The sequence below is a fragment of the uncultured Sulfitobacter sp. genome (genome assembly GCF_947497275.1).
GTDB lineage: Bacteria > Pseudomonadota > Alphaproteobacteria > Rhodobacterales > Rhodobacteraceae > Sulfitobacter.
This window is the reverse complement of the sequence record NZ_CANMFS010000005.1, coordinates 186,029-197,934: the sequence shown is the minus strand read 5'-3', so window position 1 is coordinate 197,934 and position 11,906 is coordinate 186,029. Positions and strand designations below refer to the sequence as shown.

Annotated in this window: 12 protein-coding genes; 9 read left to right on the top strand and 3 right to left on the bottom strand. The window is 63.0% G+C overall.

Annotated features, from left to right (window positions below):
* The first annotated feature begins 200 nt into the window (after positions 1–200).
* The 5 genes from Q1A06_RS12505 to Q1A06_RS12485 all read left to right on the top strand — a co-directional run bounded on the left by Q1A06_RS12505 (position 201) and on the right by Q1A06_RS12485 (position 5,644).
* Entirely contained in the window at positions 201–347 is a 147-nt protein-coding gene (locus Q1A06_RS12505) for a hypothetical protein (RefSeq protein WP_299563924.1), read from the top strand.
* Positions 348–549: 202 nt separating this feature from the next.
* Positions 550–1,638, top strand: a complete 1,089-nt coding sequence (locus Q1A06_RS12500; RefSeq protein ID WP_299563921.1) for an alcohol dehydrogenase catalytic domain-containing protein — start codon at positions 550–552, stop codon at positions 1,636–1,638.
* A 26-nt stretch (positions 1,639–1,664) separates the two neighbouring features.
* Positions 1,665–2,906: a mandelate racemase/muconate lactonizing enzyme family protein gene (locus tag Q1A06_RS12495; protein WP_299563918.1), complete on the top strand. Its 1,242-nt coding sequence runs from the start codon at positions 1,665–1,667 to the stop codon at positions 2,904–2,906.
* A gap of 131 nt (positions 2,907–3,037) precedes the next feature.
* Positions 3,038–4,126 (top strand): alkene reductase, encoded by a 1,089-nt coding sequence (locus Q1A06_RS12490; protein WP_299563915.1) that lies wholly within the window; start codon positions 3,038–3,040, stop codon positions 4,124–4,126.
* Between the two features lie 75 nt (positions 4,127–4,201).
* Positions 4,202–5,644 carry an MFS transporter gene (locus tag Q1A06_RS12485; RefSeq protein ID WP_299563912.1) on the top strand — a complete coding sequence of 481 codons (1,443 nt, stop codon included), beginning with the start codon at positions 4,202–4,204 and terminating at the stop codon, positions 5,642–5,644.
* A gap of 57 nt (positions 5,645–5,701) precedes the next feature.
* On the opposite strand, the gene Q1A06_RS12480 is transcribed toward Q1A06_RS12485, so the two are convergent.
* Complete coding sequence (locus Q1A06_RS12480; protein ID WP_299563909.1) at positions 5,702–6,925, bottom strand: acyl-CoA dehydrogenase; 1,224 nt, start codon at positions 6,923–6,925, stop codon at positions 5,702–5,704.
* 109 nt (positions 6,926–7,034) lie between these two features.
* On the opposite strand from Q1A06_RS12480, the gene Q1A06_RS12475 reads away from it, so the two are divergent.
* Together Q1A06_RS12475 and Q1A06_RS12470 are read left to right on the top strand one after the other, a co-directional pair.
* A complete protein-coding gene (locus tag Q1A06_RS12475; protein ID WP_299563906.1) occupies positions 7,035–7,925 on the top strand; it encodes a LysR substrate-binding domain-containing protein in 891 nt (296 codons plus the stop codon).
* A gap of 108 nt (positions 7,926–8,033) precedes the next feature.
* Entirely contained in the window at positions 8,034–8,492 is a 459-nt protein-coding gene (locus Q1A06_RS12470) for a hypothetical protein (RefSeq protein WP_299563903.1), read from the top strand.
* 49 nt (positions 8,493–8,541) lie between these two features.
* Here the strand turns inward: Q1A06_RS12470 and Q1A06_RS12465 are convergent, their stop codons facing one another.
* The gene (locus tag Q1A06_RS12465; protein ID WP_299563900.1) at positions 8,542–9,219 is read right to left on the bottom strand and encodes an SOS response-associated peptidase; all 678 of its coding nucleotides are present in this window, start codon (positions 9,217–9,219) and stop codon (positions 8,542–8,544) included.
* Between the two features lie 186 nt (positions 9,220–9,405).
* Positions 9,406–10,962, bottom strand: a complete 1,557-nt coding sequence (locus tag Q1A06_RS12460) for a bifunctional metallophosphatase/5'-nucleotidase (RefSeq protein WP_299563897.1) — start codon at positions 10,960–10,962, stop codon at positions 9,406–9,408.
* Between the two features lie 162 nt (positions 10,963–11,124).
* On the opposite strand from Q1A06_RS12460, the gene Q1A06_RS12455 reads away from it, so the two are divergent.
* Positions 11,125–11,475, top strand: coding sequence for a DUF952 domain-containing protein (locus Q1A06_RS12455; RefSeq protein ID WP_299563894.1), 351 nt, complete (start codon positions 11,125–11,127; stop codon positions 11,473–11,475).
* Complete coding sequence (locus tag Q1A06_RS12450; RefSeq protein ID WP_299563891.1) at positions 11,472–11,903, top strand: DUF1330 domain-containing protein; 432 nt, start codon at positions 11,472–11,474, stop codon at positions 11,901–11,903. Before Q1A06_RS12455 ends, Q1A06_RS12450 begins: the two co-directional genes overlap by 4 nt.
* The last annotated feature ends 3 nt before the right edge of the window (positions 11,904–11,906 follow it).

Sequence of the window (11,906 nt, the reverse complement as noted above, 5' to 3'; positions counted from 1 at the left end):
AGCGCCGGTGAGTGCCGACGCGACGGACACCCGCGAGATCTGGTTCGCGACCTACGGGAGACGCACACGGGTCGCGGTCAGGATCCCGGACAGTATCCTTCCGACGGCAAACGCTCTTTCGGTCCCATTATGCTCTACAGCCACAAACGCGACATGACGCGTCTTCAACCGGTGGCGCGTCCATCCAGCGGGCGCGCTGCTTGGCCTGTCTGTCGGGTGTGACCCGTCCGCTGCCGGTCTACGCCGTCTACCGCATCGGTTTCGCGGTTTATCCTTCCGTCTGGCTCTATGACGGGATCGGGCGGAATCATCCGGCGCGCTTTGCAGGACATCTTGTCGGCACCTGAGCCCGTTGATGCAGCGGGCGCGCCGCCCTTCGACCAGACGTTGGCGATAAGCCTGTCGCCGCAGGTGTCGACGAATGCCGTCGCCCTTCTTCTGGAATGCCGATGCACCGCCCCGAGGTTCGACCGAAAACTGCTTGCCGCTCGCCGCGATCTGCGCGACCCTCGCGGCGAGCCCTTCAAGCGCCCTCAAGGACCAAACCAGATGAAAAAGATCAAAGCCGCCGTCTGCCATGAATTTGGCGCCCCCCTGAAGATCGAGGAAATCGCCCTGCGCCCGCCGGAATCCGGCGAAGTCGAGGTCCGGCTCGATGCCGTCGCCATCTGTCACTCCGACATTTCCTTTGCCGAAGGCGCGTGGGGTGGTTCGCTGCCGGCCGTCTATGGCCACGAGGCGGCGGGTGTCGTGGCAGCCGTCGGTAACGGGGTGAAGGGCGTCAGCGTCGGCGACAGCGTCGTGGTGACACTCATCCGCTCCTGCGGCACCTGCGCATCATGTGCCAGCGGCGCACCGACATTGTGCACAACCCCCTACGACGGCGACCAAGGCCCGATCAAGACAGCCGATGGCGGCAGGCTGCATCAGGCGATGGCCTGCGGTGCCTTTGCCGAGGCGGTGGTTGTGGACCAGCGCCAGATCGTCAAGATCAGCCCCGACGTGCCCAAAGATTCCGCTGCCCTCATCGCCTGTGGCGTGATCACCGGTGTTGGTGCGGTGGTCAACGCAGCCGGGCTCAAGGCGGGTCAGGATGTTGTCGTCATCGGCGCGGGCGGTGTCGGGCTTAATGCCATCCAAGGCGCGCGCATCGCAGGCGCGCGCCGGATCGTCGCTGTCGACATGAGCGAGGAAAAGCTGGCGATCGCCAAAGAATTCGGTGCCACCGACGGCGTGCTCGCCACCGGCGCAAAACCATGGTCGGACGCGAAAAAGCGAATGGGCCGGGGTGCGGACGCGGTGATCGTCACCGTCGGCGCGATCCCCGCCTATGACACGGCTCCACGCTATCTCGCCTACGGCGGCAAGGTGGTGATGGTGGGCATGCCCCACTCCGGCGCGACCTCGACCTACGAGCCCGTCGTCATGGCCGCCGTCGGTCAGGGCATGGTCGGATCGAAAATGGGCGATGTCGTGATCCAGCGCGATATTCCGTGGATGGAAGACCTCTACACCCAGGGCCGTCTCAAACTCGATGAGCTGATCTCGGGCCGCTGGTCGCTCGATCAGATCAACGAGGCCATCGCCGATACCAAGACCGGTGCGGCGCGGCGCAACGTGATCATGCTCAATCAATAAGGCCGACCACGCGCGGGGGGACAGCCATGCGACTGAGCGATCTCGACATTATCGTGACGGCGCCACCCGCGCCCGGCTGGGGCGGGCGGTACTGGATACTGGTCAAGCTGACCACCGCCTGCGGCATCATCGGCTGGGGCGAATGCTATGCCTCTTCCGTGGGACCGGCGGCGATGCGCGCGGTAATCGAGGACGTCTTCGCGCGCCACATGCAAGGCGAGAATCCCGAGAACATCGAGCTGATGTTCCGCCGCGCCTATTCCGCCGGTTTCACCCAACGCCCCGATCTGACGGTAATGGGCGCGTTTTCGGGGCTGGAAATCGCCTGCTGGGATATTCTCGGCAAGGCGCGCGAGCGGCCTGTCTACGCGCTTCTGGGCGGCAGGATGAACGAGCGCGTGCGCGCCTACACCTATCTTTACCCGCTGCCCCATCACGACCTGAACGCGTTCTGGACCTCCCCCGACATGGCCGCCGAATCTGCGCTGGATGCGGTCGAACGGGGCTATACGGCGGTCAAGTTCGACCCCGCAGGTCCCTATACCCTGCGCGGCGGCCACATGCCCGCGATGACCGACATCACGCAGTCCGTGGCCTTCTGCAGGGCGATCCGCGCGGCGGTAGGCGACCGTGCCGACCTGCTGTTTGGCACCCACGGACAGTTCTCGACGGCGGGGGCGATCCGCCTTGGCCGCGCCATCGCGCCCTACGATCCGCTGTGGTACGAAGAGCCGATCCCGCCCGACAACACGGCCGAAATGGCCAGGGTCGCGGCAGCAGTGGGCATTCCCGTTGCCACCGGCGAACGGCTCACGACCAAGGCCGAGTTCGCCCCCGTCCTGCGCAGCGGCGCGGCCACCATCCTGCAGCCCGCGCTGGGCCGTGCGGGCGGCATCTGGGAGATGAAAAAAGTCGCGGCTATGGCCGAGGTCTATAACGCTCAGATGGCACCCCACCTTTATGCCGGCCCCGTCGAATGGGCGGCCAACGTCCATTTCGCCGTCAGCATTCCCAACCTGCTGATGGCAGAAACCATCGAGACACCGTTCCACGACCGACTGATCAAAGGCAGCATTCGTGTCGAGGACGGTTTCGTCGCGGCACCCACCGCTCCCGGCCTCGGCATCAATGTGGACGAAGATTTCGCGCGCGCCCATCCCTATGACGGCGAGGGCCTCCACCTGCAAATGCAAGAAGCACCCTGTGACTACGTCAACGGAAACGCCTTCGAGGGCGGCGCACCCGCGCCGAAGGATCCGCCAAACTAAGAACCTTGCGTCAGGCGCAATGCTGCACTGCACGAATAATCCGGAGATGGCCGGAACACCGCCGCACGCGGCGCGTTGGGCCGCCGATACATTCCGATTGCAATAGATTCAAGACAAGGAAACACCCCGACATGAGCACCAACAGCATCCTGTTCAGCCCGATCCAGATGGGCGGCACCGGCCTTCCCAATCGCGTTCTGATGGCGCCGCTGACGCGCAACCGGTCCGACACGGACGGCACGCCCAAGGACATGGCCCAGACATATTACGCCCAGCGCGCGAGTGCGGGCATGATCCTGACGGAAGCAACCCAGATTTCACCCTTGGGTAAAGGCTATCTCGACACACCGGGCATCTACACCGATGCACAGATCGACGGGTGGAAGAAAATTACCGATACCGTGCACGCAGCGGGCGGGCGCATCTACTGTCAGCTCTGGCATGTGGGACGGATCAGTCACACGTCTCTGTTGCCCGACGGACGCGCACCGGTGTCCTCCACCGACAAGGCCGCGAACGCGCAGACGTTCACCGCCAACGGTTTCGAGGACACTTCCAAACCCGAAGCGCTGAACGCCGAAGGCATCAAGACGGCCATCGCGGATTATGTCACCGCCGCGCAGGCCGCGAAGAAGGCCGGGTTCGACGGCATCGAGGTGCACGCCGCGAATGGCTATCTCATCGATCAGTTCTTGCAGGATGGCGTGAACGACCGTGCCGACGCCTACGGTGGCAGCATCGAGAACCGCATGCGCCTGCTCGAAGAAGTGCTCGACGCCGTTACGGATGTGTTCGGTGCGGATCGCACCGGCGTGCGCCTGTCGCCGCTCGGTGAGGCGAACGATATGTCCGACAGCGATCCCGAAACCCACTTTACCGCGATCTACAAGATGCTGGACGCGCGCAAGCTGGCGTACCTCCACATCGTGGAACAGTTTCCCGGGAACGACGGCGAGAAAAGCGTGATCAAGGCGCTGCGCCCGCATTACACCGGGTTCTACATCGCGAACGGCGGCTACGACGCGAAAACGGCGGCGGACGCGATTGAAAGCGGTCACGCCCATGCGGTCACGTTCGGACGTCCGTTCATCGCCAATCCCGACCTGCCCGAACGCTACCGGCGCGGTGCGGACCTCAACCCGCAGGACCAGAACACGTTTTACGGTGGCGGTCGCGAGGGTTACACGGACTATCCATTCCTCGACACCCCTCCGGCGTAAGCCACGAATGGAAGGGCCGGTAGCATTTGCGCCGGCCTTTTTTGTATCCACGTTTGACGCGCCCGTTGCGCGCGCATGACGCGCCTGTTTGAGTGCACCGATACCAATCACGGGATGCGCATGTCCGACCGACCCGACACCGATATGTCAACCGCCTGGTCCGCTGTACTGACCCGCGCGAATGCGACCGCGCTTGGCATCACGTGCCTTGCCGTTTTCCTGCACGCCGCCGACGGGCTGTTGGTCGCCACGATGCTGCCCGCGATCGTGGCGGAAATCGGCGGTGTCACGCAAATCGCCTGGGCCGTCATGCTGTACGAAGTCGGCTCCATCGTCGCGGGGGCAGCGGGCGGTCTGCTGATCGCCCGGCGCGGATTGCGCCTGCCGATGGCGGCGGCAGCCCTTTTATTCAGCGTCGGATGTCTGGTCAGCGCGTTGGCAGACACGATGTCTTTGTTCCTGTGGGGCCGCCTGTTGCAAGGGCTGGGCGGCGGCGGGTTGATGGCGATGTCCTTCGTCGCAGTTACCATGCTCTTCGCCGCGCACCTGCGCGCCCGCGTCATCGGCCTGATCTCGACGGTCTGGGCAACTTCCGCATTTGTCGGACCGCTTATCGGGGGTCTCTTCGTGGATCTGCTCAGCTGGCAAGCGGCCTTTCGCAGCTTTGCGGTAGTTGCTACCGCTCTTGCGCTCTGGCTGTGGCGGTCGTGCCCCGCGACCCCACCGCGTACCGGGGAAACGGCAGCGTTCCCGCTTTATCGCCTCGGGTTGCTGTCCTGCGCGATCATACTCATCGCCTACGGAGGCGAGCATATTTCCACGCTCACCACGCCCCTGTTCATGGCGCTTGGTCTGGCACTTTTTGCCGGGTTTCTCTGGCGCGACGCGCACAGTTCGAACAACCGGCTGTTGCCGCCTTTCGATCCGCTGTTGCGCGATGGCGTGTCCGCGATTCTGGCGATGATCTTCTGCTTTGCCGCCGCCAGCGTCGCGATCGGTGCTTTCATCCCCTATTTCTTGACCACGCTTTACGGCTACAGCCCGATCAAAGCTGGCTACATCATCGCGTGGGAGGCGGTTTTCTGGGCGATTTCCTCGGCACTTTTTTCGGGCCAGCCCGAGCGGCGCGATACCCCCTGGATCGCGCTTGGCCTGACGCTGGTCATGCTCAGCACCGTCGGTTTCGTTTTTGCGGTGCCGGGCGGCCATGTCTGGCTCATCATGGGGTGTGCCGCCGCGCAAGGCACCGGTTTCGGCGTCGCATTTACTTTCATGCCCCGTCTTGCCACCCGGCTGTGCGCGCCGCGCGATCAGGGCATCGTCGCGGGGGCTGTGCCGACGGTGCAACGCACCGGCTACGCAGTTGGGGCGGCCTATCTGGGCATCGTCGCCAACATGTCGGGCATTGCAGAGCCTGAACCGTTGCACGCCGCGCGCATGGTTTTCCTCGCGGGGGTGCCGATGGCCGCCCTCGGGATGCTCGCCGTCTTGCGCCTGATACGCCTCGACCGCCTATAGAAAATCCCGCGCAAGCAGTGCCTTGCGCGGGATCACTCGTGTACTCGGGATCAGGATCTAGAAAAACGCCTGCAATCCGGTCTGCGCACGTCCCAGGATCAGCGCGTGAACGTCATGCGTCCCTTCGTAGGTGTTCACCGTTTCGAGGTTCACCATGTGACGGATCACCTGGAATTCACCGGAGATGCCGTTGCCACCGTGCATGTCACGGGCGTGACGCGCGATTTCGAGCGCCTTGCCACAGTTGTTGCGCTTGATGATCGAAATCATCTCGGGGGCCGCGTTCGCCTTGTCCATCAACCGGCCCACCTGCAACGACGCCTGAAGTCCAAGGCTGATCTCGGTCATCATGTCTGCCAGCTTCTTCTGGAACAGCTGGGTCTGCGCCAGCGGTTTGTTGAACTGATGGCGGTCCAGACCGTACTGCCGTGCCGCGTGCCAGCAGAATTCGGCCGAGCCCATGACACCCCAGCTGATGCCGTAACGCGCCCGGTTCAAACAGCCGAATGGCCCTTTGAGACCCTGCACATGCGGCAACAGCGCGTCTTCACTGACCTCGACATTATCCATCACGATTTCGCCGGTAATCGACGCGCGCAGGGACAGTTTGTTGCCGACTTTCGGCGCGCTCAGACCTTTCATGCCTTTCTCAAGGATAAAGCCGCGGATCTTGCCGCCATGCTCTTCCGACTTCGCCCAGACCACGAAAACATCCGCAATCGGCGCGTTCGAAATCCACATCTTGGACCCGGTGATCCTGTAACCGTTCGCCGTCTTGACAGCGCGTGTTTTCATGCCCGCAGGATCCGATCCCGCGTCAGGTTCCGTCAGACCGAAACACCCGACGAACTCACCCGAGGCGAGCTTGGGCAGGAATTTCTTGCGCTGCGCTTCGGAGCCATAGGCATAGATCGGGTACATGACCAACGACGACTGCACGGACATCATCGAGCGGTATCCGCTGTCCACCCGCTCGATCTCGCGCGCGACCAGACCGTATGAGACATAGTTGCCGCCCAGACCGCCGTACTCTTCGGGGACTGTCACGCCCAACAGCCCCATATCGCCCATCTCGCGGAAGATGCCCGGATCGGTTTCCTCATTTTCGAACGCCTTGATCACGCGCGGCTGCAGTTTCTCCTGCGCGTAAGAGCGCGCGCTCTCCATGATCATGCGCTCGTCCTCTTCAAGCTGGTCATTCAGACGCAGCGGATCGGACCATTCGAACGATCCCAGATCGGGAGCGTCCTTGGCTTTGAGTATCGGTGCTTCGGCGTTCATGGCATATCCTTTCAGGGAAACGATTTGTACTTCTCTGCACCTCTTATTGCATTTTCTAAGGCAAAGTTCTAACGATCCTTAGTCCTCAACCTATGAGAAAATGTAATAGATGATCGCGCCGCGCCGCTATTTGCCTTCCGTGTCAGCCCTGCTTGCGTTCGAGGCTTGCGCACGGCTTGGCAGCGCGACACAGGCAGCGACGGAGCTGTCGCTGACGCAATCCGCGATCAGCCGGCAGATCAAGACGCTCGAACAGCAGCTTGGCGTATCGCTCATGGCGCGCAAGGGCCGCGCGCTGGTGCTGACGCAGACCGGCACGGAGTATGTCCGCGAAGTGCGCGAAATTCTGGGACGGCTGGCGCAGGCCTCTGTAAACGCACGTACTGAACGGCAAAGCGGTGTGCTGACACTGGCCATTCTGCCCGCGTTCGGGATGCACTGGCTGGCGCCACGCCTGTCGGACTTCTCCGCCGCACACCCCGAAATCACGGTCAACCTGTCCACCCGCCTGCGCCCCTTCTCCATCGGTTCCAGCCCCTTCGACGCCGCCATCCACTTCGGGCGCGAGGATTGGCCGGGCGTGCAGTACATGCCGCTGTTACCCGAAATCGTGGTGCCCGTCTGCGCCCCCGACCTGGCGGGCGCGCCGTTCGATGCGGCGACAGCACTGCTCGGCCATCCGCTGCTGCATCTCGAAACACGGCCCCGCGCGTGGTCGCGCTGGTTCGAGGCGGTTGGCCTGCGTACCGAGCCGCCGAACGGCATGGTGTTCGACCAGTTCGCGACGATGGCACAGGCCGCAATGCACGGGCTCGGCATCGCTCTTCTGCCCACTTTCGTGGCGCACCCCTATCTGAGCGAAAAGCAACTGATGCTCGCCTCCGACAAGACCAACGAAAGTATCGGCAGCTACTATCTTGTCTGGCCCGACGACCGCCCCGCCCCTGCCGCCCTCATCGCGTTTTGCGACTGGCTTGCCGGACAATCCGAACCGGGTTGACCGCACCGTGCCGACCAAATCAGGACAATCTGTCAAAATTCCGCCACAATCACCGCGTAGAGAAACTGCATCTGTGACCGGGTGGGGCCGACACATAGGAGCATTCGGATGCTTAAGACATTTCGCGCAGGCGCCGCAGCAGCAGCCGCCACGCTGACCATCGCGGCCAGCCCGGTCGCAGCCGAGAATCAGGATATCCTGATCATGGAGAACGCCTTTTTCCCGGAACTGAGCTATGTTCAGCCCGGCGACACGATCACGTTCATCAACATGTCGGGGATCGAGCGCGCGGTACAGGCCACGGACGCAAGCTGGACAACCGAAAGCCTGAGCGACGGTGACTCCTCGGTGGTAAACGTCGTGGAGCAGATGGAAAAGAATTTCCGCATCTCCCTAACGAATGAGACCGAAGGGGACGAAGAGGCCATCGGGAACGGGGAAGACGGTGCCCTGACGGACGACAACGTGCTGACCGACGACACCGCAGCAGCGGATCCGGAGACCGAAGAAAATCTCATCCTAGGCAAACTCAACTTTGCAGCACCGCCGCAGTTTTCGTCGAACTGATCCAGAACCGCGCAGGCACCCGCTACTGACCTCGGCGCGCGGCCCGGCATCACTCCGTTTCGGATAGTGCCTCGAAGGGTTCGACAAGATCCGGTCCCGAAGCGCGGTTTGAATTGACCGTGCGCCCGACCCGGTGCCAGTGCAACGTCTCCTCTGCCGCCGCCCGCATCAGCGGCGCGGCGCCTTTACCCCGTTCACCCAGCCACAGCCCATAATCTGCCCGCTCGACAACCACCGGCATCCGGTGATGGATCCGTTGCATCGCTTCGTTCGCCGCAATGGTCAAGGCCGCGACGCCCCGCAGGGTCTCGCCGCTTTGCGGATCCTGCCAGGCCTGCCACAGCGCCGCGAACGCCAGCGGCGCTCCGTCGCGCCGGGTGATATACCACGGGTCGCGCCCGCCATCCGCGCTCTTGCTCCATTCATAGAAACCGCTGGCCACCACCAGCACGCGGCGATCGTGCACAGCACCGCGAAACGCCGGTTTCTCCAGCACCGTCTCTGCCCTTGCGTTGATCAACAAGGGGCCATCCGTTGCGGCCTTGTACCACGCAGGGATCAGCCCCCAGCGCATGGTCTCCAATTGGCGCGGCTGGTCGGCGCCGCCGGTCACGACCGCAATCTGCGTCGTCGGACAGATGTTATAATTCGGCATCTCCGGCAGCGTGTTCGCGGGCGCTGCATCGAACGCCTGCGCCATGGCCTGCACCGGAACCGTGATCGCCATCCGTCCACACATCCGCATCCCCTTCGCGTCCCGCCACCACAGCGATCCTGCATCGCGGGCGCACCGCCTTCAACAGCAACCGTTCGGTGCCACGCCCCCAAACGCCGGTTCCATTCCCGGCTTCCCCTGCAACGAAAAAGGGCGCGCCGGACATCCGGTGCGCCCTTTCGCATGATCTGCCATTCTCTACTTCACGGTAATGCGGCCATCGGTATAGGGCTTGTAGGGCGCGTTCGCCGCGAGGAACTCCGCGGTGACATCGGCCAGATCGGGCCCAAAATCATAGGCATTCTCAGCCGTCTTGAACATCACAAAACCGTCGCCCCCGTTGCGGACATAATCGTTGGACACCACGCCGTACACCTTGTCGGGATCGACGGGCGCGCCGCCGATCATCACGTCGGACACCCGGTTGCCGGGCTCTTTCGATGCGTCGAAGGCATATGTCATGCCCGCCACCTGCACGAAACGGCCCGCCCCTTCGGCCACTTCACTCACTCCGTTTTCCAATGCTTCGACCAACGTCGCGCCCGTCACCTGGAACGTCGACAGCGTGTTCTGGAACGGCAGTACGGTCAGCACCTCGCCCATCGTCACCTCGCCCGCGTCGATAGATGCCCGGATGCCGCCGCCGTTCTGGATGGCCACTTCGATGCCTTGGTCCTTTACCCGCGCCAGCATCGCATCGGCGATCAGATTACCCATGGTGCATTCACGCGCACGGCACACATCACGCTCACCGCCGATCATCTCGCTCGTCTGCGCGACCACCTTGTTGCGGATCTCTTCCAGCGGTGCGGCCATTTCGGCAATCCGGTCGACCGTCTCGGCATCTTCCACCACGACGGCGTCGATCAGGATCGGCTCGCCGCTGGCTTCGGTGATGTTGCCCTCGTCGTCGAAGGTCACGTTCAGCTCGCCCAGATACTTGCCATAGGCATAGGCCTGCACGATGGCGGTGTTGTTGACCATGGTCGGATACGGCCCCTCGGCCCGCTCGTTGGTGTTGGACAGCAGCGTGTTGGTGTGCCCGCCCACGATCACGTCGACGCCCGTGGTCTCCGCCGCGACCCGCTGATCCACACTATATCCCGAATGGCTCAACACGATGATCTTGTTCACGCCCCGCGCGGCCATCAGATCCACTTCGCCCTGCACGGAGGCAACCGGATCGGTGAAGGTGATGTTGTCACCTGGGCTGGCCAGTTCGTGGGTGTCCTGCGGGGTCAGGCCGATCAGGCCGATCTGCTCGCCGCCGCGTTCGATGACGGTGGATTTCGCCAGTTTGTCGGCCAACAACGGCTCGGCGCTGACGTCGGCGTTCGACATCAGGATCGGAAAATCGATCGCCGACATGAACGATGCAAGCACTTCGGGACCGTCGTCGAATTCGTGGTTGCCCACGGTCATCCCGTCATAGCCTAGCTTGTTCATCATCTCGGCGGCGAGCTTGCCTTTGTAGTACGCGTAAAACAGGGTGCCCTGAAACTGGTCACCGCCGTCCACGAGGATCGCATTGTTGCTGCGCGCCTTCGCGTCCCTGATCGCGGTGACAAGGCGCGCCGTGCCGCCGAAACAGTCACCCGCGGTGTTGTCCTCGGCGGCGCAGGGCCCGTCGTATTTGCTGATCGGCTCGAACCGCGCATGAAAATCGTTGGTGTGCAGAATGGTAAGGTTGTACTCGGCGCTGGCCGTGCCTGCCGTCAGGCTCAGGGCGGCGGCGCTCAAAAGGAATCGTTTCATCGTCTGGGCTCCCGGTTGGATCATACCACCCATGGTGGCGCGCACTCACTGACCTGTCAAAGCGGATGTGCACCGCCGGTAAACTTGCCCGACGTCAGGCGGGCGGTTTCTAGGCACCCGATCAGGCTTGACCGCCCCGCGCCCAAGATGCATCACAAGACCATGCTTATTTATAAAATCTTCCGCACCGACGAATGGCAGACGCTACGCGACGCGCGCGAAACCGCAGGCGCGCCCATTGATGTCGCAGACGGCTACATTCATTTCTCGACCGCGCAACAGGCCCCGGAAACGGCGGCCAAACATTTCGCCGGACAGGACGGATTGTTCCTCGTTGCCGCCGAAACCGATGCGCTGGGCGATGCGCTGGAATGGGAAGAGTCGCGCGGCGACGCCCTGTTTCCACATCTCTACCGCAAGATGACCCTCGCCGACGTGGTCTGGGCACAGCCCCTGCCGCTTGAAAACGGGGAACATCAATTTCCTGCAGGACTTTTGGAGGCCTCTCTATGACCGAATACCGCGACACGGACCGCGCGCAGTTCGAGATTTTCAAATCGCTCGACCGCACGACTCCCATCCACATGCTCAACCTCGTGCAGTTTCACGATCACGCCGCCTACCCGGACGATCATCCACTCGCCAGCGAGGGATTGACCGGCGCGCAGGCCTATGCCAACTACGGCATCGCCAGCGGCCCGGTTCTCAAACGGGTCGGCGGGGAAATCATCTGGCGCGGCGGTTTCGACGTTTCGTTGATCGGCGATCCATCGGAGCAGTGGGACGCGATGTTCATCGCCCACTATCCCACAGCGGGCGCTTTCCTCGCGATGGTTACGGACCCCGAATACCAAAAGGCTGTCATCCACCGGCAGGCCGCCGTTGTCACCTCCCGCCTGATCCGCACACGGCCTTTGCCGCCCACGGACATATTCGCGTGAACT

Bases quoted from the DNA above. Each gene is read 5' to 3' on its own strand.
- Q1A06_RS12455 (WP_299563894.1), top strand. From the start codon at position 11,125: ATGCTTATTTATAAAATCTTCCGCACCGACGAATGGCAGACGCTACGC.
- Q1A06_RS12480 (WP_299563909.1), bottom strand. From the start codon at position 6,925: ATGAACGCCGAAGCACCGATACTCAAAGCCAAGGACGCTCCCGATCTG.
- Q1A06_RS12460 (WP_299563897.1), bottom strand. From the start codon at position 10,962: ATGAAACGATTCCTTTTGAGCGCCGCCGCCCTGAGCCTGACGGCAGGC.
- Q1A06_RS12450 (WP_299563891.1), top strand. From the start codon at position 11,472: ATGACCGAATACCGCGACACGGACCGCGCGCAGTTCGAGATTTTCAAA.
- Q1A06_RS12495 (WP_299563918.1), top strand. From the start codon at position 1,665: ATGCGACTGAGCGATCTCGACATTATCGTGACGGCGCCACCCGCGCCC.
- Q1A06_RS12490 (WP_299563915.1), top strand. From the start codon at position 3,038: ATGAGCACCAACAGCATCCTGTTCAGCCCGATCCAGATGGGCGGCACC.
- Q1A06_RS12500 (WP_299563921.1), top strand. From the start codon at position 550: ATGAAAAAGATCAAAGCCGCCGTCTGCCATGAATTTGGCGCCCCCCTG.
- Q1A06_RS12485 (WP_299563912.1), top strand. From the start codon at position 4,202: ATGACGCGCCTGTTTGAGTGCACCGATACCAATCACGGGATGCGCATG.
- Q1A06_RS12475 (WP_299563906.1), top strand. From the start codon at position 7,035: ATGATCGCGCCGCGCCGCTATTTGCCTTCCGTGTCAGCCCTGCTTGCG.
- Q1A06_RS12470 (WP_299563903.1), top strand. From the start codon at position 8,034: ATGCTTAAGACATTTCGCGCAGGCGCCGCAGCAGCAGCCGCCACGCTG.
- Q1A06_RS12465 (WP_299563900.1), bottom strand. From the start codon at position 9,219: ATGGCGATCACGGTTCCGGTGCAGGCCATGGCGCAGGCGTTCGATGCA.